This window comes from Chitinophaga eiseniae (assembly GCF_900167135.1).
GTDB classification, from domain to species: Bacteria; Bacteroidota; Bacteroidia; order Chitinophagales; family Chitinophagaceae; genus Chitinophaga; species Chitinophaga eiseniae.
This window is the reverse complement of the sequence record NZ_FUWZ01000004.1, coordinates 686,958-710,436: the sequence shown is the minus strand read 5'-3', so window position 1 is coordinate 710,436 and position 23,479 is coordinate 686,958. Positions and strand designations below refer to the sequence as shown.

At 50.0% G+C, this 23,479-nt stretch carries 23 protein-coding genes; 11 read left to right on the top strand and 12 right to left on the bottom strand.

Annotated features, from left to right (window positions below; all coding sequences use genetic code 11):
- Positions 1-45: 45 nt before the first annotated feature.
- Both B5D63_RS34770 and B5D63_RS26135 read left to right on the top strand, forming a co-directional pair.
- Entirely contained in the window at positions 46-600 is a 555-nt protein-coding gene (locus B5D63_RS34770; protein WP_143313048.1) for a helix-turn-helix domain-containing protein, read from the top strand.
- Positions 516-1,418 carry an IS3 family transposase gene (locus B5D63_RS26135; RefSeq protein WP_143313049.1) on the top strand — a complete coding sequence of 301 codons (903 nt, stop codon included), beginning with the start codon at positions 516-518 and terminating at the stop codon, positions 1,416-1,418. The genes B5D63_RS34770 and B5D63_RS26135 overlap by 85 nt, the downstream gene beginning before the upstream one ends.
- A 77-nt stretch (positions 1,419-1,495) precedes the next feature.
- On the opposite strand, the gene B5D63_RS26130 is transcribed toward B5D63_RS26135, so the two are convergent.
- The 3 genes from B5D63_RS26130 to B5D63_RS26115 form a co-directional block, all read right to left on the bottom strand.
- Entirely contained in the window at positions 1,496-2,896 is a 1,401-nt protein-coding gene (locus B5D63_RS26130; protein WP_078671805.1) for an OmpA family protein, read from the bottom strand.
- Positions 2,897-3,352: 456 nt separating this feature from the next.
- Positions 3,353-4,339, bottom strand: coding sequence for a biotin synthase BioB (gene bioB / locus B5D63_RS26120; RefSeq protein WP_078671803.1), 987 nt, complete (start codon positions 4,337-4,339; stop codon positions 3,353-3,355).
- A 39-nt stretch (positions 4,340-4,378) separates the two neighbouring features.
- Positions 4,379-4,990 (bottom strand): hypothetical protein, encoded by a 612-nt coding sequence (locus tag B5D63_RS26115; protein ID WP_078671802.1) that lies wholly within the window; start codon positions 4,988-4,990, stop codon positions 4,379-4,381.
- A 239-nt stretch (positions 4,991-5,229) separates the two neighbouring features.
- Here B5D63_RS26115 and B5D63_RS26110 point away from each other — a divergent pair, with 239 nt between their 5' ends.
- On the top strand, positions 5,230-6,714 hold the full coding sequence (locus B5D63_RS26110) for an aminotransferase-like domain-containing protein (RefSeq protein ID WP_078671801.1): 1,485 nt from the start codon (positions 5,230-5,232) through the stop codon (positions 6,712-6,714).
- 78 nt (positions 6,715-6,792) lie between these two features.
- Here B5D63_RS26110 and B5D63_RS26105 read toward each other — a convergent pair whose 3' ends face one another.
- Positions 6,793-7,065 (bottom strand): RNA recognition motif domain-containing protein, encoded by a 273-nt coding sequence (locus B5D63_RS26105; protein WP_078671800.1) that lies wholly within the window; start codon positions 7,063-7,065, stop codon positions 6,793-6,795.
- A 264-nt stretch (positions 7,066-7,329) separates the two neighbouring features.
- On the opposite strand from B5D63_RS26105, the gene B5D63_RS26100 reads away from it, so the two are divergent.
- The gene (locus B5D63_RS26100) at positions 7,330-7,632 is read left to right on the top strand and encodes a hypothetical protein (RefSeq protein WP_078671799.1); all 303 of its coding nucleotides are present in this window, start codon (positions 7,330-7,332) and stop codon (positions 7,630-7,632) included.
- 44 nt (positions 7,633-7,676) lie between these two features.
- A complete protein-coding gene (locus tag B5D63_RS26095; RefSeq protein WP_262488170.1) occupies positions 7,677-8,069 on the top strand; it encodes a glyoxalase superfamily protein in 393 nt (130 codons plus the stop codon).
- Here the strand turns inward: B5D63_RS26095 and B5D63_RS26090 are convergent, their stop codons facing one another.
- From B5D63_RS26090 to B5D63_RS26055, 8 genes are all read right to left on the bottom strand, one after another.
- Positions 8,070-8,438, bottom strand: a complete 369-nt coding sequence (locus tag B5D63_RS26090; protein ID WP_078671797.1) for a YccF domain-containing protein — start codon at positions 8,436-8,438, stop codon at positions 8,070-8,072. It abuts the gene before it with no gap.
- A 40-nt stretch (positions 8,439-8,478) separates the two neighbouring features.
- Positions 8,479-9,255 carry a hypothetical protein gene (locus tag B5D63_RS26085; RefSeq protein ID WP_078671796.1) on the bottom strand — a complete coding sequence of 259 codons (777 nt, stop codon included), beginning with the start codon at positions 9,253-9,255 and terminating at the stop codon, positions 8,479-8,481.
- 63 nt (positions 9,256-9,318) lie between these two features.
- On the bottom strand, positions 9,319-9,990 hold the full coding sequence (locus tag B5D63_RS26080) for a GDSL-type esterase/lipase family protein (protein ID WP_078671795.1): 672 nt from the start codon (positions 9,988-9,990) through the stop codon (positions 9,319-9,321).
- Positions 9,991-10,051: 61 nt separating this feature from the next.
- Complete coding sequence (locus B5D63_RS26075) at positions 10,052-11,212, bottom strand: T9SS type A sorting domain-containing protein (RefSeq protein WP_078671794.1); 1,161 nt, start codon at positions 11,210-11,212, stop codon at positions 10,052-10,054.
- A gap of 238 nt (positions 11,213-11,450) precedes the next feature.
- Positions 11,451-12,545, bottom strand: a complete 1,095-nt coding sequence (locus tag B5D63_RS26070) for a Gfo/Idh/MocA family protein (RefSeq protein ID WP_078671793.1) — start codon at positions 12,543-12,545, stop codon at positions 11,451-11,453.
- Positions 12,545-13,909: a Gfo/Idh/MocA family protein gene (locus B5D63_RS26065; RefSeq protein WP_078671792.1), complete on the bottom strand. Its 1,365-nt coding sequence runs from the start codon at positions 13,907-13,909 to the stop codon at positions 12,545-12,547. The genes B5D63_RS26070 and B5D63_RS26065 overlap by 1 nt, the downstream gene beginning before the upstream one ends.
- 12 nt (positions 13,910-13,921) lie before the next feature.
- On the bottom strand, positions 13,922-14,767 hold the full coding sequence (locus B5D63_RS26060; protein WP_159456171.1) for a sugar phosphate isomerase/epimerase family protein: 846 nt from the start codon (positions 14,765-14,767) through the stop codon (positions 13,922-13,924).
- A gap of 138 nt (positions 14,768-14,905) precedes the next feature.
- Positions 14,906-15,394, bottom strand: coding sequence for a hypothetical protein (locus tag B5D63_RS26055; protein ID WP_078671790.1), 489 nt, complete (start codon positions 15,392-15,394; stop codon positions 14,906-14,908).
- A 135-nt stretch (positions 15,395-15,529) separates the two neighbouring features.
- Here B5D63_RS26055 and B5D63_RS26050 point away from each other — a divergent pair, with 135 nt between their 5' ends.
- From B5D63_RS26050 to B5D63_RS26020, 6 genes are all read left to right on the top strand, one after another.
- Positions 15,530-16,105 (top strand): DUF1579 domain-containing protein, encoded by a 576-nt coding sequence (locus B5D63_RS26050; RefSeq protein ID WP_078671789.1) that lies wholly within the window; start codon positions 15,530-15,532, stop codon positions 16,103-16,105.
- A gap of 456 nt (positions 16,106-16,561) precedes the next feature.
- Positions 16,562-17,305 (top strand): LytR/AlgR family response regulator transcription factor, encoded by a 744-nt coding sequence (locus tag B5D63_RS26040; protein WP_078671787.1) that lies wholly within the window; start codon positions 16,562-16,564, stop codon positions 17,303-17,305.
- 10 nt (positions 17,306-17,315) lie between these two features.
- A complete protein-coding gene (locus tag B5D63_RS26035) occupies positions 17,316-19,214 on the top strand; it encodes a tetratricopeptide repeat-containing sensor histidine kinase (RefSeq protein WP_078671786.1) in 1,899 nt (632 codons plus the stop codon).
- A 288-nt stretch (positions 19,215-19,502) separates the two neighbouring features.
- Positions 19,503-20,288: a hypothetical protein gene (locus B5D63_RS26030; protein WP_078671785.1), complete on the top strand. Its 786-nt coding sequence runs from the start codon at positions 19,503-19,505 to the stop codon at positions 20,286-20,288.
- A gap of 28 nt (positions 20,289-20,316) precedes the next feature.
- Entirely contained in the window at positions 20,317-21,114 is a 798-nt protein-coding gene (locus B5D63_RS26025; protein WP_078671784.1) for a PhzF family phenazine biosynthesis protein, read from the top strand.
- A gap of 518 nt (positions 21,115-21,632) precedes the next feature.
- Positions 21,633-23,450, top strand: coding sequence for a hybrid sensor histidine kinase/response regulator (locus tag B5D63_RS26020; protein WP_078671783.1), 1,818 nt, complete (start codon positions 21,633-21,635; stop codon positions 23,448-23,450).
- Positions 23,451-23,479: the final 29 nt, after the last annotated feature.

The window sequence follows — 23,479 nt, the reverse complement described above, 5'->3', positions numbered from 1 at the left end:
ATGAAGTGCCCCCTAAAAGTTAGACACTTTTAGGGGACATTTTTTATGAATAAAAGAATCAAATACAGTTATCAACAAAAAATAGGTGCAGTACAGTCAGTGATCTCTGGTAAGGACTCTCTGGCTTCTGCGGCACGTAAAATTGGAGGAAACGACAAGAGTATTCAGCGCTGGGTAAATCTTTACAATCAGTTTGGGAAGAAGGGGTTGTTGCTTCGCTCTGGCAGCTATGAGGGCGAGTTTAAAGTTCGGGTTATAAAATATATGCTAAAAAAGCACCTATCTTTATTGCAGACATCAGCACTCTTTGGTATTGCTAACGATAGTGTAGTAGGTCGTTGGTTAAAGATATATGAAAGCCAGGGAGTAGGAGGTTTACTGATGGAAAACAGAGGTAGAAAAAAGTCAGCAATGCCTAATAAGAAAAAAAAGACCACTAGAATAGTGTCTAACCCCGAAGCGGAAAAGCTTGCTGCCTTGCAGGCAGAGAACGAGTATTTGCGCACAGAGCTTGCATTTTTAAAAAAGTTAGACGCCTTAATTCAGCAGGAAAAAGCTGCCAAAGCACAAGGCAGGCAGCAAAAGCCATCCAGGAATTAAGGCGGTCCTACGATCAGGAAATATTGCTGAAAGTAGCGGGGATGGCACGGAGTACTTTTTACTATTACTTGAAAAAATCGGTACAACCTGATAAGGATAATCACGTTAAAACTTCAATAATAGCTATTTATCGTCAGCATAAGGGTAGATATGGTTATCGCCGAATAACGGATGCTCTAAAGAGCAGTGGGATGCATATCAACCATAAACGTGTTGCCAGACTAATGAAAGAGTGCGGTCTAAAAAGCCTTGTTAGAAGGAAGAAGTACAAATCTTATAAAGGGCAGCAAGGAAAAATTGCCCGGAATCTGCTGAATAGAGATTTTAACGCCCGGAAGCCTAATCAAAAGTGGGTGACCGATGTAACGGAGTTCAATGTGTCAGGTAAAAAGTTGTATTTATCGCCAATTATGGACCTTTACAATGGAGAGATAATCAGCTACACCTTATCGAAACGGGCAACGTTCCATCAGACTATGGATATGCTTGAAATGGCGCTAAAAAAGTTGCCTGAAAAATCCAGACCGATCCTCCATTCTGATCAAGGATGGCAATATCAAATGAAAGGGTATCAACAAAGGCTGCGAAAAAGAAGAATAAGGCAAAGCATGTCAAGAAGAGGCAATTGCCTGGATAATGCAGCTATGGAAAGCTTCTTCGCCATTCTGAAATCTGAAATGTTCCATCTGAAAAAATTTACATCAATCGAAACGCTTAAAAAGAATATTGTCAATTATATTCACTATTACAATAATGACAGAATCAAACAAAAACTTAACGGCTTGAGCCCAGTACAATACCGAACTCAAGCCGCTTAATCAAAAAAGCTGTCTAAACTTTTGGGTTCACTTCAGAAAAGGAACAGCTTTTTTTATTTGAAGGCAAGTTAAGAAGATTAGTACAAAGTGAATTCTACCCTTCTGTTCTGCTGACGGCCGGCAGCGGTTTTGTTAGACGCAATAGGCTGTGCAGCACCGTAACCGGTAGCTTCGATTCTGGAAGGATTAGCGCCTTTGGATACCAGGTAAGCTTTGATAGCTTCTGCGCGTTCTTTGGAAAGACGCATGTTGGTAGCGGCAGAACCGGTGTTATCGGTATGACCGGCCAGTTTCAGGCTGAAGTTTTTCTCTACCAGCAGGTTGGCCACTTTATCGAGACTAGCGAAAGAGTTAGGACGGATAGTTGCTTTACCCAGATCAAATTCCAGGTTATCGATCGCGTCTTTTACCACTTTTTTATCCGCGTCAGTCACGATAACTTTTTCTTTGATCACCTGCACCGGAGCCGGCAGCGGGCAGCCGGCGCCGTCTACTTTAGTACCGGCGGGAGTGTTCGGGCATTTGTCCAGGTAATCAGGAACGCCGTCACCATCTGTATCTGTTTTGATACCGGCAATTTCTTCTTTCAGTTGACTGATAGCGGCTTCATTGCGGGCATCACTTTCAGCGAGAGAAGTTTTCAGCGCAGCATTTTTGGTCCACAGATCTTCTGCCAGCTGTGCAGCAGGATTTACAACTGCCAGCTGTGGTTTTCTTTTCTTGCCGATAGCAAATTCAAGACCCAGTTTAGCAGTGGAGAATTTGTCTTTGTTACCGCTGTTCACACCGTCGAACACTTTGCTGTTCACGAAGTTAGCCGTATACGCCAGGTCGATGTTCACGCCGGGAGCTACTACGAATTTAGCCCCTACGCCAACAGGGATGAACATTTCGCGGTGGCTGGATTTACCGCTGGTAGTCAGCACTTCTTTCTCAGTGCCATCTGCAGCGGTAACGGTAGGTTTAAAACCTATCGCACCGGCACCCACAGATACGTAAGGAATAACGAAGCTCTGTTTGTTGATCCAATTGATAGAACCCAGGCTGAACACACCACTCAGTGAGGCAGACCAGTCAATATCCGTCTGAAAAGATTTGATACCACCAGCTAACGGCGCACCATTAATATCAGTTAGTGTCTGCGATGCTTTGGTAGCGCCTTTTACCTGTCCGCGCATGAAGTCTGCCTGCAGGCCAAAGTTGTGAAAAATCTGTTTTTTCACGTACGCACCGTATACAATGCCAACATTCTTAAAGTCGAAGTTATTGAAGTAGTAGGGACCGCCAAATGGGCCAAACGCAGCGGAACCACCGCCCCATGCACCAACTGACCATGTACGATAATCTTTTACGCCATTGAAGGGAACTACACGATTTGTTTTCAGGGTACTGTCCTGGTCCTGTGCCATGGCAGCAGCTCCAGTCAATGCAAGTACAGATGAAGTCATCATGAGAGACTTCCCAAATTTCGTAAACATCCTCATAAAATTTAGAATTGGGTTAAATTATATAATCTGTTCTATGTATAACAAACATAAAGTCGTTAACAACCAAGGTACCATTGTTAGAACAGGCAGGCTATTTACAAAGGCTGTGCCAAAACCGAAATTCCTTTTCAGAGCCATCTCCAAAAAACCATTACCACAAAGGGTTTTAACGGATATAAAAAAATCCGCTACACTTTACCACCTTATCTACTACCCTATCGTATATAATTTTTTCAAACTATACAAATAACGTTTATACGTCTTGGTTATATGTCCTTACTTTTTAAAAAACAACTACCAAAAAAATTCCTTATCCGGCGATTTTGCAGCTTTCATAAAACGAGGAATTATATCGTAAACGCATATACGAATTATCGGAACAGGCATAAAACAGAGAAGCCTGCGCATAAGCACAGGCTTCTTTGTTTATTTTTGTCGGCTGCACCTTTAGCAGGCAGTCACTTCTTTCTTGTTGGGCATAGGCTGCAGTCCGAGATGCTGCAGCATCTGCATATCTTCTGATACGCCCGGATTAGGTGTTACCAGCAATGTTTGTCTTTCACCGGTGAAGATAGAATTGGCGCCGGCCATGAAGCACCAGGCTTGTTCTGACTCTGTCATCTCGATACGGCCGGCGGTAAGACGTACCGTAGACGCGGGCATTACGATACGTGCAGTAGCGATCATGCGTACCATGTCCCACGCATCCACTTTGGGGTTGTCTTCCAGCGGGGTGCCTTTCACACGGGCCAGTGCGTTGATGGGCACAGACTCCGGATGTTTGGGCATCGTGGCCAGCGTGAGCAGCATAGAGATACGGTCGCGGTGTGTTTCACCTAAACCGATAATACCGCCGGAGCACACAGTAATGCCGGCTTTACGGACATTATTGATCGTATTGATGCGGTTATCAAAATTGCGGGTGGAGATGATTTCTTTATAGTATTGTTCAGAGGTGTCCAGGTTGTGATTGTAAGCATGGAGACCGGCTTCCTGCAGGCGGACCGCCTGTTCTTCCGTGAGCATGCCGAGCGTGCAGCATACTTCCATACCCAGCTCGTTGACGCCTTTCACCATGTCGATAACGCGGTCGAAGTCCCGGTTATCCCTTACCTCGCGCCAGGCGGCGGCCATACAGAAACGGGTGGAACCGTTGTCTTTCGCTTTCTGCGCGTGGGCAATCACGGTTTCGGTGGGTAACAGCGCCTGTACTTTGATATCGGTATGATACCGGGCTGCCTGTCCGCAATAGGAACAGTCTTCCGGGCATCCGCCTGTTTTAATGGACAAGAGGGTGCACACCTGTATTTCCCTGGCGGAGTGATACTCGCGGTGGATGGTAGCTGCCTGATAAACCAGATCCAGCAGGGGCTGGTCGTAAATGGCCTGGATTTCCTCCAGCGTCCAGTTGTTTCTGATAGCTGTTGATGTCATGCTTCCTGATTAAATTTAACGGTGTTATAGTGAGTGTCTTTATGCGTATTGCGTCAGTTCCTGCCCGATGGCTGCCATCCAGTGGTCAAACAGTTGCTGCTCCAGTCCCTGCACATGCAGGGCGTGTGTTTCCCAGTCAGGCGCAAAGTCCTGCAGTTGTTTCATCATCTCTTCCAGGTGCCCTTCCTCCTCCACGATAATAGAGCGTACCATCACTTTGCTGGCAGCTTTGTCCAGTTCCGCCTGGTATACCGGGTACAGAGCGTCCGCACGCACTTCTATCGCATATGTCACGAAGAGGTACGCAGCATATTTCAGCTGGCTGCCCTGCAGGCCGAAAGTATTTTTGATGTAGCGGCAGGTCTGCATGTCCAGCTGGTGCAGGTAATGCCGGGTCTGATGCGGCGCCAGCAGCTCGTGCAGCTGGTATGTTTTACAGGTATCCGGACTTACCTTGGCGATCTGTTTTTTCAGGTAATAGGCGTGGCGATGCTCTTCGGCAGCATGTTTCAGCTGGATAAAGTCCACGAGCACAGGATGCTCGCAGGCCGAAATCTTACGGGCGCCGGCATTCTCCATAAAAGAGAGGGTGTTCAGCCATCTGGCGTGCAGGTCGTTGTGTCCAACGATATGTTGCAGTAGATCTTGCATATATCATACGTTTCCGGTCAAAAGTAACCGCTTGCCGGACGATTCAACTAGGCCAGTTTTGATATGACAGCTAGTCCGGACATTTACTCACTTGCTCATTTGGGGGTGTAAGCAAGCAGCCCCCTCACATTAATATTTAATTATCATTAATATAAATATTAAATAAAATAATATAAATACTAATACCGCAGGAAATATGATATCTTGCCGGACTATTTAACTAAAATCTTTCACCCAAGATGAGCAGTCCGGTTCCCTATAAAAGTTTTGTACAGATAGACCGGCAGTCCGCCACCGCCATCTACCTACAGATTGCCCACCAGCTGATCAACGCCATACAGCGGGGTTACCTGGTGACAGGCACCAAACTTCCCGGTACCCGTCAGTTCAGCGAACTGCTGGCGGTTAACCGCAATACCATCGTAGCCGTGTATGAAGAGCTGGACACCCAGGGCTGGATAGAAACGCGGCCCAATAAAGGCACATTTATCATCGGGCAAACGAAAGACCGGCCACAAAAAATACGGACCACACCGGACACGCCGCTGGCCCGGTACCCGAAAGAAACCGGCTTCGATTTCCGGAAATCCAGCCTGCTCGACAACCCTTTTGAGCATTCCTCCTGCGAATATGTGTTCAACGACGGTACGCCGGACATCCGCCTGACGCAGGTCAGCCACCTCTCCAGCCTCTATAGCGGCCACCTTAAACGCAAAAGCAATCACCGCAAACTGGGGTATTACAACCAGGACGGCAGCGAGTTCTTTAAAAAACACCTGTCCAACTACCTGAACCAATCCCGCGGCCTGCATATCTCAAAAGACAATATCCTCATTACCCGCAGCACGGAGATGAGCGTTTATATCACTTCCGAAATACTGCTATCACCCGGGGACACCGTACTGGTAGGGTCCCTGAGCTATTTTTCGGTCAACATGATTTTTCAAAAATCGGGTGCGCGGATACTTTCCGTTCCTATCGACGAAGATGGCATCGACGTAGATGCCGTACGCCGCATCTGCGAGCGGCAGCGCATCCGCATGCTGTACATTACCCCGCATCACCACTACCCCACCACCGTCACCCTTAGCGCAGAACGCCGCATCGCCCTGCTGCACCTGGCCTCGGAATTTGGCTTCATCATCCTCGAAGATGATTACGACTACGACTTCCACTATGACAACAGTCCTGTTCTACCGCTGGCCAGCGCCGACACCAACGGCATGGTGGTGTATACCGGCGCATTCGGTAAATCCCTCGCACCCGGCTTCCGTACCGGTTTTATCATCGCCCCGGAAAACCTGATGACCGAAATGCGCAAACACCTCGGCATCATCGACCGCCAGGGCGATGTGCTCATGGAACAGGTGTTAGGTGAAATGATCGAATCCGGAGAGATCCATCGTTATCTTAAAAAGTCTCTGAAAGTATACCGCGAACGGCGGGACCATATTGTAGAAGTACTACAGAACGAGCTACAGGATTTTATGGAGCTGCGGAAACCGGCAGGCGGCCTCGCCGTATGGACACGCTGGAAACGGCCGATCAACCTGATGCAGCTGGGAAAAGCCTGCTCCCGGAATAACCTTTTTATTCCCAAAACACTGTTGTACCAGCACCGGGACCTTACCGCCATGCGGTTGGGATTTGGGCATTTTACCCAGGAGGAAGCCGCGGAAAGTGTGAAGATATTGAAGAAGGGCGTGCTGGAGGTGGTAAAATAAAAACAAGAAGCAACCTCATTCATAAAAAACGGCTGCTGTTACATAAAGCAACAGCAGCCGCACTTAGATATAAGCTGATTAATATCGATTGGAATATCGTGTATTCTCCCGGGGAGGCCTTGCTTCCGACACGTTAATGCTCCGTCCATCAACTTCCCGGCCGTTCAACTCGTTGATAGCCTTTTCGGCTTCCTGTTGGTTGGGCATTTCTACAAACCCAAATCCTTTGCTTCTATTGGTAAATTTGTCTACGATAACTTTCGCGGATGACACGGCGCCGTATTCCATAAACAGGGTTGCAAGCTCCTCGGTCTGGAAATTAAATCCCAGGTTTGATACATAGAGATTCATTGGAGTTAGATGTTTAAAAGTGAAAAAAATGTTTGAGAAGAATACACGTGTAAAGTAGAATGACCGGCGAGAGTAATGGTAGCTTACAGAAGCGATAAACCTCAAATTTCGTTTAAGGTACAGTTAATTTTCCTATTCCCGGAAAAATTCGCTATTCCCTTTTTATTTCTTACCTTTAGCAACGCACTTTTGAGTACCTCGAGCCGGCACATAACACAACAGACAGTAACACCATATTCTGAATAACCCTTTCAATACCCTGTTATGCTTAGAGAAGATCAGAGGCTTATTACCTTCTTTGATGAAATTGCCTACAAAATCCTGTTAAGCACCTACGGAGAATTTTCGCTGTGCACCAAAAATATCGACAGACATCAGCAGGAAAATATTTTCCGCCAATGGCAGCAAAAGTACCAGATCCACTTTCACCAAAAGCTGGATGAAGCAGCTGCAGCGTTCGTTTCAGAAAATCAGTCCACAGTCACGATCGATTGGCTCCGTAAAAAGATTGGTATGCTGATCCAGCATTATCTGCAGATTTTTACCTTGCGGGCACAAACTACCTGAAAATCCATCATGCAGGGAGTAAAAACACCGGTCTCCACATTATTTTGCTATATTTAAGTATCAATCAGATACTTATGTCACGCATCATTCCCATCTTCCGCATGTTTGATTATGCCCGGGCCATACAGTTCTACGTTGATTGGCTGGAATTTGAAATCCTTTGGGAACACAAGCCTGAGGGCGCTCCGGTCTATATGCGTATCGCCAAGGGCGACACCCAGATAGACCTCTCAGAGCACCATGGCGACGGCACCCCCGGCTCGCGGATCAGCATCACGGAGTTTAAAGGATTAAAAGCCTTCCATGCGAAGCTGGGCGGGAAAGACTATAAGTATATGAACCCGGGACTGGAACGGGCCGACTGGAACCCCGAGGTCCTACTGATGACCGTAATAGACCCGTTTCAGAACACCATTATCTTCGAAGAATCAGCCTGATTAATAGATCTCCTTGCCAAACGGCGCAAATGTAAGGCTCATCAGCTTAAAATGCTGCCGCCCCCATGGCGCTCCGATAACGGTGATGGTCAGCAATACGCCAAAAAAGAAATGGCAGATGGCTACCCACAGACCGCCGGTAAACACCCAGATAATATTGAACAAAGTAGACAAGCATCCCGTAGAACCTACGCCGTCACGCACTTCCCGCCCGAAAGGCATCAGTGTGAAAAGCCCTATTTTCATGCACTGTATCCCGAAAGGAATGCCAATAATGGTGATGCAAAAAAGAAACCCCGACACAAAATAGCCCAGGGCTGCGGCCAATCCACCAAAGATCAGCCAGATGATATTTCCGATTAAGTTCATAACTGTAATATTACAGAAAAGTAAATACTTTCCATAGTAGTCAGACTGCAGGCTGCCGGCGGTAACGATAGTGGGCGTACCCTACCTCGATCAACGGTATGGCCAGTATCAGCAGGAAAGTATAAAGAATGCCCCGCTGCAACCCTTTCAGGAACTGATCTACCTGGATAACCGCGATATTAACAAATAGATTACCGTTCACCAATTTACGCAGCGACGTGTGCACCACCGCGTTGCTCACGCCCTCCGACAACCCCAACTTATCATGCAGTAAATTATAGACCGCCTTGTGCATCATGGCGGCGATGCTTTTATTTTTGGTGATGTGCAGTAGCATGGAAGCCAGCTTTCCTTTAACACCCTGTGTGGCGGACAACTGTTGCTCCAGCGTACTGCCGTAAACGTTATAAACCACCACTGCTACGGTATCAATGAGCTGATGGGTACTGAGCGAAGACATCTCCGCGTGACCACCAAAAAGGGAATCCACAGCGCCCAGCGCCTGTTGGCCGAAAAGCGGCGGCACATGAGCCGCATAAACATCGGTATGCTCCCGGATATCTTTACGCAGGCTATGGAAAAATCCCCACTTCAGCCCGAAGAAGCCCGCCAGCAACGGCAGCGCTACAAAATAGGCATAGGCCACGAATTTCAGCACCTTATGGGAACGGGGCACCAGGATGTATTTACGCAGCAACAATACCAGTATAAGTGCAACAGCAAATGCAGTCAGACCCGAAAGAATGGCGCCGGTAATGAATTTGTAGGGGTTGGTAAACTCTCCCGCCAGGTGGAAGTAGGTAACAATGGTTTGCATATAGGGAAAACGTTAAATGATAGAAATGCAGCCGGTTGACCGGCCGCATTCAAAAATTGAATGTTATTTGGACGATCTTTTAAGCAGGTACGGTTGTATGGCTTTGCGCCATATAGCATAGCCTTTCGCGTTCATGTGCAGCATGTCGGTCACAAACAGCTCCGGCCGGGGTTGCCCGTTCTTGTCAAGCATCAGCGAAAACACGTTGATGAAGTGGGCGTTCTTTTCCTTCGCCAGGAAGGCTTTGATGAGCGCATTGGCTTCAGCAGCGGTCTTCATGTATTGCACGCGGGAGGGACTGGGCTTCAGGGAAATATATTCAACCGGCACTTCCGGCAATTGGGAACGGACAATGCTGTACAGCCGCTGAAAACGACTGAATACACTATCGGCGGTAGCTCCTTCCGGCAGGTCGTTCTCTCCCACATAAATCACTACCTGACGGGGATGATAGTCGAAGATAAGGTCCTGCGCGAAATAGATAATATCGTTGAGCACCGCGCCGCCAACGCCTCTGTTCATCACCACATAACTGGCGAATGTCCGCTCCAGGTCGTCCCATTTACGAATGGAAGAACTGCCGACAAACAAAATCGGATCTGCCGGAGGCGCAAACATCCTGTCATACTTTTTGATGGTCCGCACATCGTCCTGGTAACGGACCTTCTCCTGTGCGGACAGGCTGTTGGCTGATAACAACAGGCCTAACAGAAAAGGAAAAAACAACTTCGTCATTGGCACAAAATAAGGAAGAATTACGAATCAGGAAACCCCTGCCCGTAATTCTTCCACTGACTTATTGTTTGGTGACCATCTTAGTATATACCTTTCCGTTATGGGTCAGCTTAATGACATAAGCGCCCGCAGGCAGGTTTTTAGTGTCGAGAGCCGTGCGGTGACTGCCCGGTTGCAGCGGACTGTTGAGCAGCAGCCCTACCCTTTTCTGCTGGGTGTCGAATACCTCTACCATGGTATTGCCAGCTTCTTTTACGTCCAGGTCGATATAGGCGATCTGCGGGAAAGGATTGGGAAATACCTGGAAGGAAATCGTTTCGGGAGCAGTGGTGACTGTCGCCGCCGGCGGAGTTTCTGAGGTTGCTAACAGCGGGCTGCCGCAGGTAGCACTGCCTTCAGCGATGCAAAAGTCTGCAAACCGTACCTGCTCATCCCGGATGCCGGTGGCCAGCTTGCGGTAAATGCCCCATTTAGGCCGACAGAAGGTGGTACCGTCACGCCACATATTAATGTTGTTATTGCTGTAGTTCAACAACGTGGTGCCATCGCTTACTTTTTTAATGATCACTTTATAGGAGCCGGTCGTTGTATAGGTGATTTTTTCCTCTACCTCCACCCAGGTACCTTTAAAGGAAGACAGCGGGGCGCTGGCTTTCTCTCCCCCGCCGGATTCACCGGTGCCGGGTGTGTAGATCACCTGCAGTTTCTGGGGTGAGCCGGCACGCGGCGTAAGGGTGATCAGCGGCGCGCCGGCGTCACCATCGCCCGCTTTGATCTGATGCAGGTGACAGAAGCTGGTAGTGGGTACAAAACCGGCGTCTATCTTAAATTTCCACCGATAGGTGACCGTCTCGCCATACGTGGCTTTTACATTGGCCGGTGACGGCCCGAAGGTCTTGATCTCGTTGCGCTGCCTGTCAGTGTTGGAGCCGCAACGGTCATTGTCGGGCGTAGTGTGCAGGAAAAATACAAAAACATTCTTGTTCAGGGTCGCATCAAACTCTTCTGTAATGTGGCGGCCAAAGGAAGCATGCGCACAGTCCGGCACTTCGCTGGCAGTGCCGTTGCCCAGCACACTTTCTATCAGTTCATAGGTGTTGCCGGGGCCGTTGGCGGACAATGTTACCTGCGCATGGCCGGCAGAACAATAAAGGAAACCGGCAGCGGCGAGGAGGGCGGGTTTCCATAAATAATGCAAAGGTTTGCTTTCAAGCAGTTTCATAAGTGATACATGTTTGAGGGTTTTTGGATTCAGATTTCGGTACGAATTATGCAATCGATTTCATAACATACATAATTTAATATTTTTATTTGATATTTTGTCTTTTCGGGGGAAATAAATTTTGTTCAGGTATTGTGTGCCGATCTTTCTTTAGATGATTTCCGAGTAGGTTTTCGCAGCAGGAGATAACATGGGATGACGCCCGTGACCCATTGAATTCCAAATGGAAAGCACTCACCTATTGCGCGGTAAAGAGCACTTTCCTGCCCGTACGGGCCGACTCCTTCGCAGCTTCGAGGATACGCAGCACCAGCACATTATTGGCCAGTGCATACAGACCGTAAGGCGGCGGCGTTTCTTTTCCCTTCACCACCGCAGCCAGGTACAGGAACGGATCTTCGTACACCGGTATATCCGTAGCCGTAACATGCCTGGTGACTGCCGGCGCCGACTCCCGGTTACGCAGTATCAGCGTGTTCCTGTCAGCCGCGATGATATACCCCTTGTCACCGTACACTTCCATATCCTTACGACTAAAGGTCCAGTTCCAGGAAGCCTGTATAATACACTGGGCGTCAGGGTAATCTACGATAATAGTGGCGTCATCCTCCACTTTCGGATAACGGTCAGGCTTATACCGGCGGGTAACCGCGGTAACGGCAACGGGCATACGGTTTTTCATGAGCCTCGTCATCAGGTTGGCGCCGTAGCAGCCAAAATCCATCAGCGCGCCGCCGCCATTCAGCACGGGGTCTGTCAGCCACGACAGGAAAGCGGGGCTGCACCCTATCTCCTGCGGTCCCTGGTGCCCGTCATGGACCACCACCTTCCGGACATGCCCTGTAAAACTACTATCTTCCACCAGCTGGAAAGTCTTAGCTACTGTAGGGTACCAGCTGGTTTCGTAGTTGGTGAGCAGATGAATGCCATACCGCCGCGCCAGCGAGTCCATCGCCAGGGCATCGGGAAGATTGGCAGCCAACGGTTTTTCCACCATCACATGAATACCCCTGGGAGCACAGGCTTCCACTACTTCGCGGTGACTGTACACCGATCCAAAGGCCAGCACGGCCTCCGGCTTCACGGCGTCCAGCATCCGGCCGAGGTCATGATACACCTGTTGCGGCGGTATATGATACTGCCGCGCCACCTTACCAGCCAGGGCGGTATCCTTTTCGTATATTCCTGCCAGTTGTATATCGTTGCGATTGGCACGCCCCAGTATCCAGCCGGAGTGGCCATGCGATACGCCGGCCACGGCCACCCGCAGGGCCTGCGCTTCAGCGCAGGCCTGTGCAAGTAGCAACGTCAGTATAACATAATATCGTTTCATTACATGGTAAATACTTTACCACCCACCATCACTTCCTGGGTAGCTTCATCAAAAGTAGCTTTCATTCCGGTACGGTAAGCGGCGTTGCCCATGATCAGCGCAATAGAGTGCGAATAGGCCGCTTCTATCGGTGCGTGAGGCTGCCTGCGGTCCCGGACACTGGTCATCCAGTTGCGTACGTGCGCGCTGGTCAGCGGGTCCCCACCGGTATTGGCGCTGGTCTCCGCTTTTTCCTGTGTGCTCAGCGTCATCGGTGTCAGCAGGTTGGCGTGCATGCCCATCTCAGCTGCCTCCTTTTCCGTCAGTCCGCCGGTGCTGGTGATTTTGCTGGTAGACATATCAATGGTACCACCATTGGAATAATAGATCTCTTTCGTACCCCCCGCAGAGTTATGAAAACGACTGCTGTACATTACCTGGAAACCTTTTTCCGGGTTGTCGGCCGGACCATAGTCAAACACGGCTGTCAGCGTGTCCGGGTTCTTGCGGCCGTCGTGCCACATATAGATACCGCCGTTGGCCACTGCGCTGCGGGGGTGTTTCAGGCCGCTGAACCAGTGCACGGTGTCTATCTGGTGTGTCATCCACTGCCCGAAGATGCCGGAAGAATAAGGCCAGAACAGACGGTATTCCAGGTATTTACGCGGGTCCCAGCTGTCGTTCGGACGGCCGGCCAGGAAACGTTTCCAGTCAGTGTCAGATTCCCGGATACTCTTCACGAGGTCGGGCCGGCGCCAGCGTCCCGGCTGGTTCACGTTCCACGTCATCTCCACCATGGTGATATCGCCGAACTTTCCTTCTTTAATAAAATTGGCCGCGGCGTGGTAACTGGTACCGCTGCGCCGCTGTGTGCCCACCTGCATGATCCTGCCAGACTCTTTTACGGCCTTCAGTGCTTTGCGGGCATCGTCCATCGTTTCGGCAAACGGTTTCTCACTATATACGTCACACTTGTTTTTCACCGCTTCGATGGTATGATAGGCGTGCTGGAAATCAGCCGACGCAATGAACACGGCGTCCAGGTCTTTGATCCGGTACAGTTCATCATTGTTGACACAGGCCCGCACCTTATGCCCTGTTTTTTCTTCCAGGAAGGCTTTGCCCTCCTCCCGGCGACGGTTCCAGATGTCGGACACCGCAACCAGGTCGAAGTTCAGTTCTTTGTTATGGCTGAAGAAAGAAGGCAGCAACGCCTGCCGGGCACGGTCGGAAAATCCTACCAGCCCCACGTTCACCCTGTCATTCGCACCCAGTATACGAGCGTAACTGCTGGCCGGCATTCCCATAGCCGTGATCGTTAGTCCCGCCCCTGCCATCAGGGACTGTTGCAGAAATTCCCGCCTTGTCTTTTTTGTGGTTGTCATTGTACAAGTGTTTTATTTTTTTCCGGAGATATGATATACTTCGTTGAGTTGCGCTTCCAGGTAAGCCACGGCCGGCGCGTATTCCTTTGCAGGATCGGTCCACCGGCATTCCATCATGATCCGCCCGTTGTATCCGATGCTGCGCAGCGCTGCCAGGTAAGGCCGGAAATCCTGCCGCTCTGTACCCGGAGCGGAACGTTTCTCCCGCTCCGCGATATGACAGTGCACCAGGATACCCTTCGCCTGCAGGAGATTGGCCGGCGGTTCGTTTTCTCTTAACATATGATAGATATCGGCTGTCAGCCTGAAATGAGGATGCGCAATAGCGGTCACTACCTGGCAAGCTTCCGCCACCGTGTTTACAAAATTAGTTTCGGTAGCATTCAAATTCTCCATGGCAATGAGGCAGTTATGTTTTTTAGCAATATCGGCCATTTTACGGGCCAGCCGGATAAACTGCCCCTTCGCCATGTCCGGGTCATACCCTTCCGGAATTTTACGCGCCTCCCCGCTTCCCAGCACGATCAGCCGGATACCTGCTTTTTCAGCCCTTTGCATGACCGTGTCCACGTACCCCAATACCCACGCTTCGTTGACCGCAGGTCCTGTTAATTTGAGGTATCCCGGGATGAAAACGTTACAGGTCTGTATCCGGCAACGGGCTTTGTTGATCCGCTCTATATTGGCGGCAAAGACGTCCTCGCTGACGGCCGGCGCCAGCATTCTCTTTACTGTTTCTTCCAGGCAGGAGAAACCGGCCGCGCCGGCCAGACTGTCATTATCCATCGAGGCGGCAATGCCCAGGACAGGCATCCGCTTTTTCCCGCCAGGCGGCTGTGCGCTTGCATTCGATTGCAAAAAAGCTATTAAACAGAGGAGGAAAAGGCCGGTCAGCGTGTTTTTCATAAAGTGGAAAGCCCCGGAAAAAGAAAGGCTGAGGAAAAAATAGTCATTATCCCGGAGAAATCAAAACCATTTGGATATGCGGTCATCGAATCAGGACTTCAGTACCTCCAGCAGCGGCTCTACCTGGCGCCTCAAATCATATTGCAGGTCTTCATGCAGCCCCACGGTCACCTTCACTATTTTCTTCAGCTGGGCGGCGTACAGATTATGCAATACCGTACTCTGATGCCGTAACAACCCCGACTCCAGCAACTGCTCACAGAAATAAATCAGCAGTTCCGCCTCTGCCGGTTTGGACCCCATGTAACGAATATGTTTGTTGACCAGCCGCAATATCTTACGTAACCGCTTTTTGGCATTGTGCAGATTACTACCGGTCATTTCTTCAAACCCCTGGTCCATTTCCGCCTTCACCGCGTTGATGTATCCCTGTTCGTCATCCGCATCGAACAACAGGTAAGTCAGCAGCTCCTTGTTCTCCTTTTTATATTTGGCCAGGCGCAGACACAATGCCGCCAGCTGCGCCGGTGGCACGGCAGCCAACTCTTTCTTCAATTCGTTGATGGACGCTGTTTTCATCTTGGTTTTATTGCGGCCCGAAAATACAATTAATAAATAGTATGGTGCAACACCTAAGCCTGCGCACGTATCATAATTAGTTAACTTGCACTTCTTCAATAACCCCATTTACTCACTTCTAAACAGCCTCAGACTATGAAAGCACAGTATGTGTTGGCTGCCGTTATCGGTTGCCTGTTAACAGTTAACACGGCGTCGGCCCAGATGGATTCCGCCGCCGCCCACAAAGCATGGATGGCCTACATGACACCCGGCCCCGAACATCAGCTACTGGCTAAAACCGATGGTGACTGGACCACCGACATGACTTTCTGGAAAGGTCCCGGCGCTCCGCCGGAAAAGGCCACCGGCAGCTGCTCCAACAAAATGATCCTCGGCGGACGTTACCAGGAGAGCCGCTATATGTCAGACATGATGGGCATGCCCTTCGAAGGTCTCGGCACCACCGCTTACGACAATGCCCGCAAAATGTACCTCAGCAGCTGGATCGACAACATGGGCACCGGCATGATGATGATGGAGGGCAAATGGGACGCCACCGTCAACGGTATCGTCTACACCGGAAAATCCTTCGACCCTTCCAGCCAGAAAACCATGGAGCTGCGCCAGGTCATCAAATTCCAGGACGCCAATAATTATACGATGGAAATGTACCGCATGGCCAATGGCAAGGAATTCAAAGAAATGGAAATCGCGTTCAAACGGAAATAGCTGCTGCCCGTCAACATACTCCGGCGGCCTCTGCTGTGAAAGCAGGGGCCGCCTGTTTTTCCCCGCAACACATTACTACCAAAACGAATATAAACAAAACCGGTACGGATATTAATTCAGAAGCCTTCCGACAATGGGTGGCGTTATCTTTGATCGTCCGCTATTTATCCGCCTGTTTCGCCGCCATTGTTGGGGCCGGCGTTATTCAGTTCTTCCCTTAGTAAAACGTTTAAGTGCGCATTCCGCATGAAATAAAAATATTCTGGTGAACACCGTGGCAGCACCGGCTTCTGCATTGTTCAGTCATATAGTTTGTTCTCCGGAGAGCCCTATTATGTTTAAGCTGTTAGGTCGGCCTTTTATTCTTTGTTGATAACCTTACAGGTATTACCATCCGGTAATACCTGATTTTTTTGTTACTTTTAGTAAAATGAGCAATAACCCATATCCGAGACCATGATCCGTACGCTGATTATTGACGACGAACCGGCCATCCGTAAAGATCTGGAATGGCTCATGAAACGCTACCCCGATTTCGTTGTGCTGGGCAGCTGCGGCAGCATCGCCGAGGCACGGATCATCATCCCCAACACAGAACCGGAACTGTTGCTGCTGGACATTGAACTGGCTGACGGCACCGGATTTGACCTCTTACAGGAATTTCCCGACAGAAACTTCCGGATCATTTTCATCACCGCTTATAATGAACACGCGATCAAAGCCATCAAATTCGGGGCGTTTGACTATCTGTTGAAACCAGTAGATGAAGAGGAGCTGATGGCCACCCTCAAACGGCTGCTGTCTGAAAACGCTGTCAACACCCGCACCCAGATGGACATCACCAGCGGTCACCTGCAACCTAAAAAACCGGCGCTGCAGAACCGTATCGTGCTCCGCTCTTCGCAATACCTCCAGGTAGTGCCTTTCGAGGAAATCCTCTATTGCCAGAGCGACGGCAGCTACACCACCTTCCACCTGTCTGACAAAAGGAAGGTAATGGTTTCCCGGCCTATCAAGGAATACGAGGAATTACTGCCCGAAAGCTGGTTTATCCGCATCCATCAGTCGTATATCGTCAATCACCATTTCATAGACCGTTTTCTGAAAGATGGTATCCTGATCCTGAAAGACGGTACTGAAATCCCGGTTTCCGCCCGTAAGCGGGAGTATGTCCGGCAGTTCCTGATGGGCGACCATTAATAGATTGTGCATGTATATCCGCAGACCATCCGTTTTACTGATCATATCCCTTTGCTGCGCCGTCTGCGGATGCCAGCCCCGGTCCGCTGCTCCGCCGCCGTCCGCCGGACAAAGTACCACTACCCCACCGGTGGTCAGGGAGCTGCAGCATCTCATTGATTCCGGCGCCCGATGGGACGGGCCACAAGCAGCCCAGCGGCTTTCTCAGCTTAAAAATGACGCTTTGCAGGCAGGCGCTGTTGCCAGCGGCTACTACTACTATCTCGAAGGTGTCCACTACTGGTATGCCGACAGCAACCAGGCCGCCACCAATAGTTTCAACCGCATGTTGCCCGCAAAGCCCGCAGATACCGGTCAACTCACAGACCTTATTATCCTGCAGCAACTGGGACTGCTACAGGTGCGGCTGGCCAGCAAAATAGACGACAGCACTTTTACGCGGCTGTTTCACCTGATCTCGCTGGCGGAACAATATCAGTATGCCGGCAGCTGGCGGGTGTATGACCTGGCAGCAGAAATATATTTCCGCTTCGGCGATTACGACAAGGCGGAGACCTACGCCGCCATGGCGCGGGACAGTTATCCGGAAACCGGCGATTACTTCCGGCTGTCGCTTTTTATGGAGGAACGGTCACGCATCTACGAACGCCGCCATCAGTACCGACAGGCACTCCAGTACCAGGACAGCGCCCTGCGATACGCGCTGCAGCAGCCCGATACTATCCGCCTCGCCACCGTATACAGCGCGCTGGGCGTGCTCTATGAAAAGAATGGCGACAAACCGCGGGGGCACGCCCTGATGGAAAAAGCATTTAACATCAAGGAGAAAATCAATAAAGTCAGCTTCCAGGAATATATCAATTACGGCCAGCTGCACCAGGAGAAAAAAGACTACTCCGCAGCGCTGCACTATCTTGGCAAAGCCCTGGAAAAAGCCCGGCTGGCCGGCAATGCCGGTAACCTCAGCGCCGCCTATGACGCCATCCGCCATGTATATTATGACAAGGGCGATTACAAAACCGCCATCAGCTACCTCGACTCCGCCGCCGATATGGCCCTGGCAGAACAGGAAGACAGGCAGCTGAGAAAAATTGTGGAGATACAGGCGCTCAACGAACTGAAAGTACAGCAGCATAAAACAACGGACCTGAGCCGGCAGTATAACAATCAGGCCATCATCGTGCGTCAGCAGCAGGTCATCCTGCTGATCATCACCATCCTGCTGGTCCTTGGCCTGCTGATCACCTTCCTGCTGATACGGCAACGAAAGCTGGTGACCCAGAAAATGAGCATAGAGCTGGAACAAAGGCTGCTGCGCAGCCAGATGGAACCCCATTTTATCTTCAATACCCTGTCGGTATTACAAAGCTTCATCCGGCGGGATGAAAAAGAAAAGTCTGTTAAATACCTCAATAAATTTGCGCGGCTGTTGCGCCTTAACCTCGAAAACTCCCGGCACAACCTCGTCCGCCTGCAACAGGAAACCGAAGCGCTGGAGAACTATCTCAGCCTGCAGGCCGTACGCTTCGACAACCTCTTCGGCTATACGATCCATGACATCCCGGCGGAAGAAAGCAGCGGTATCTGTATCCCGCCAATGCTCCTGCAGCCTTTCGTGGAAAACGCCATCCAGCACGGCATGCGTAATATAGCGCACCGTGGCCATATCTCTATTACGCTGCAGCTGCAGGGCGACCGGCTGCATTGCATTATCGAAGACAATGGCCAGGGGTTGCAGCCCGCCAAAAATAAGGACAAAAATTCCCTGTCAAGCATCATTACACAGGAGCGCCTCAAAATACTGAGCATACAAACGGGTAAACTGGCCTCCCTCACCATCACCGACAAAGCCGGCGAAGGACGTACAGGCGTTCGCGTTACCATGATCATTCCCACCCAGCGATGTTAATCAGCGGATACCTGCAAAAGGGATGCAGGTGGAAATTAGGCCATGATGCCGTCAAACGCGCCAATTTTCCACGCAAGTGAACCAAACCCGGGGTTTACCACTTATATTATAATATGAACAGCTATTGGGAAGACGCATACAGCAGATAGCCGGGAAGGCGCCCAAAAAACATTGTTTATCATAGAAAAGTGTAGTATCCTTACAGCCTGGTACGGTGAGCCCGGATTACACCCCGGACGGATGATTTTTGCATGCTGATAGCATAAAACCCAAGACAAATGTACACACATGGGCAACAGGACCTATTTAACCATCAGGACCGCTCCTGAGCAACAGGAGGTATTGTTTGAAGGCAACAACAGCCTCGCTTACTTCTGGTTACTGTTACTGAAAAAGAAAGATGTAGAACAGGTAAGGCCTGCTTTTCTTACCCTGTATGCTGCCGGGGACACCGCAGAAACAGCGGAGGAGCAGGAAGACACCTATGTCGATACTGACATCCGGATACCGCTGGCAGAAGCGCTCAGCAACGCCGCAGCGCACCGGCCCTATATAGAAAAGGTGTATCCATCGCTACTGCCGCTTTATGATGACTGGCGGACGTATCTCGCCTCCGTCCCTTCCCACGACCAGTTGTTGTACATCGACCTGGAGGAATTCAGTGGCTTCTATGCCAATGTAAATCATTTCCTGGAGGAGCTGCTGGATTTTTACCAGCATGTATCTGCCAACAAAGCCTATTTTAAGCCGGCGATCTCTGACACCACCGGCTGGGAAGCCATCGGCAGGAAGCAGTTCTATACTTACTCCGGGCACTACCGGAATACACCTGAGATCGTGGACTACCAGCAGCGAAGCCTGCCCGCCAAACCACTGTCCACCGGCTACAGGATACTGATCGGTTGCTGGGTGGTTTTCAGTCTGGCGTTGTTGGCGGCCGGTACCTACAGCCTCGGCTACTTCCGGCCTGTTTGGCTGAAAGCGTTGATGGCGCTGCTCATCATCACACCACTTTTGTTGCTGGCCGTTGGCGGGCTGGTCTGGCTGATGAATAAAGGAACAAAAACAAAATAGCCCGTCATCATTTAACAAAAAAGAAACTATGCAATTGCCGCTTTACCAGATAGATGCCTTTACCGACCGTCTTTTTGGCGGAAACCCCGCCTGCGTGATGCCCTTACAGGAGTGGCTGCCAGACGGGCTGCTGTTAGAGATAGCCCGGGAAAATGCCGTGGCTGAAACTGCCTTTTTTATTCCACAGGGAGATGGGTTTGCCTTACGGTGGTTTACCCCTGAAATTGAGATGGACCTCTGTGGCCACGCCACGCTGGCGGCCGCCCACGCCATCCGCACCATCCATGCGTATAACGGTGACACGCTGCATTTCCATTCCCGCAGCGGCCTGCTGAAGGTGACGTTTGAAGGAGAACGCTACGCCCTCTCCTTTCCCTCGCGCAAACCGGCACCCGCAACATTGCCCGTGGAGATTGCGGAGTCGCTGGACCGTATGCCTGTGGCGGTCTTAAAGGCGCGGGACTACGTACTGGTGTATAACACGGAAACGGATATACGGCAGATACAGATCAACCGTCAGTTGCTGGACCGCATTAACCTTGATCCCGGTGGCGTAGTGGTGACCGCTCCGGGGGAAGACTGTGACTTTGTATCCCGTTATTTTACACCGCAGGCTTCCATATTCGAAGATCCGGTTACCGGCTCGGCCCATTGCTCGCTCATTCCCTACTGGCGGGAACGTCTTCATAAAACCGAGCTGCTGGCCCGGCAGCTGTCGGACCGCGGTGGTACGCTGTACTGTACCGATGAAGGCGCTACTGTGAAGATGGCGGGTTACGCCCGCACTTATTTCACCGGCACCTGCGAGGTGCCGGGCAATCAGTAGGCAATAAGTCCCCCCTGCCTGGCACGCTGCGGGCGTTCCTCTAACGCCGGCTGGTGCTGGTAGTAGAAAAGTTTGACGAGGTCTTTCAGCAAACCCGGTGGTCCGCTAAAAAAATAAACGACAGCTGTGCCGGCCGATATCGGCTGGTCCGGATACCTGATTTCGTCGCAATTCTCCCTTAACAGGGCGTAAATTTTCCCCTCCGGAGCAAGTTGCTGCTCCCGAGGCGGCTCTTTTTATCTCCCGACATAAAAATAAAATTTTGGTTTTCAGTTTATTACAATAACATATTGTATTTTTACATCAGATTATTCAGGTTGGGATGTTATGTTTACAAAAGCTATTTGTTAATCTTTAAATATGTGGAAATATTTATCATTTATTTAACAGGTTTTTGTTAAATTTAGCTAAATGCGGGATGGAAGTTAATCATCGGTTCCAGTCCAAAGCCACCCAGAGTAACCATTACTAAAAGACGTTTCTCGAGCGTAACCTCACATGAAAAATTTACAATCCAGATGAAAGCATTCAATGTCTTTATCCGATCGCTCACTCATTTAGGCAGGAGTAACTTCTACGAAAAAGAGCTGAATTACCGGATCACCAAGATCAATATTGTCGCGCTTTTGCTGATCGTACTAGGCTCGATCTTCGGTTTGACATATTGGCTCACCTCGGGCTATCTGAGTATCCTGATTGCGACAATGTTGGGCAATGTCCTGTTCGCGCTTGTACTATATGGTAATAAAAAGAAGAAACATGTGGCGGCCGGTGTGGCGCTCCAGGTAACGATCAATTTATCGACGCTTTATTTCGGCAGCATTCTTTCTGTAGCGGTAGACCCTATCTGGCTGACGCTTTTCCTGCTGATCTCCTGTCTTTCCTTTATTAAAGTGGGCAGGGCGCAGACCTACTGCCTGATGTTTTCGGCAGCTACCCTTTTGTTCCTGGAAGTGAACCGCGCTATCCATATCCTGCCGCCGATGGACTTCAGCCCGGAGATGCTGAGCCTCATCTATTATTGTACGGCTTTTACAGTAATGACGCTGACTTCTATTTCATTGGTGACTTTGGTACATTACAACGCCAAACTGTTTCATACCATTACGGTGCGCAATCAGCAACTGACGGACCTGAACCAGGAATTACACGCCAGTAACACAAGACTGGAGCAACAGGTAAAAGACCGGACGGCCAATCTGGAAAAAGCGGTTACTGCCAAAAATATTTATGTCCGCGAGCTGACCCACGAACTAAGGACCCCGCTGAATGCGATCTACAGCATTGCGCAGCTGAAACTGCTGTCCGGCAAGGAAAAAAGCAGAAGCGAGAAAAAAGTGGACGAGGACCTGTTCATCGCCTGCCGCAACCTGCAGACGCTGATCAACAATACGCAGGACAAATGCAAGCTGGACGCCGGCAACTTTGATGAAATCAAGAAAGAACATGTTCTCCTCTACAGCTGGATCACCAACATCGTCAACATTTACCAGTATTTCGCCAATGAAAAACGGGTAAAAATAGAACTGGAAGTGCAGGAGTCTTTCCCGGACGCCATTGTGGAAGACAGTATCAAACTGACCAAGATCGTTAACAATATCCTCGTTAATGCCATCAAATTCACCCGTAGCAATACTGCCATTCTCCTGCGTATTTATCGGGACGACACCCACTGGTACATAGCGGTAAAAGACCAGGGGGCCGGTATTTCACCGGACAGGATGGCCACGTTGTTTAAAGAATTTACCCGTACCACCATCAACTTTGCGGAAGGCAGCGGGTTGGGCCTCAACATCACCCATCACCTCGTTCGTATTCTGGGTGGTACCATCAAAGTGCACAGTGAAATAGACGAGGGTACAGAATTCGTAGTATCGCTGCCGTTAGTACCCTTTGCCGGCGAAATAAAATCCGCCACCATCGACATCAAAGAAAACAACCTGATCTCTTTTGAAGGTAAAAAAATACTCGTGGTAGAAGACGACATCATGACCCAGCGTTATCTGTCGCTGCTGCTGAGCAAACGTGGCTTCTCCATTATGCATGCCGACAATGGCCAGGAAGCGCTGCTCAAAGCACATAATCATCCGGATGCCATCATTCTGGACATGAGCCTGCCGGGCAAATCAGGCAAAGATGTACTGAAAGAACTAAAAGCCAATCCTGCTTTAAGACACATCCCGGTGATCGCCGCATCTGCCGATACCGATGAAACCAATATTGATGAAATAATGCTGGAGGGGGCCAGCGCCTATATGATCAAGCCAATCGATTTCCATATCCTGATCGATGTACTGGTCAAAAATCTACTCACAGGAGCAATCGTTAAAAATTAGTATTTAGCAGATATCAACCGTTTTTCATT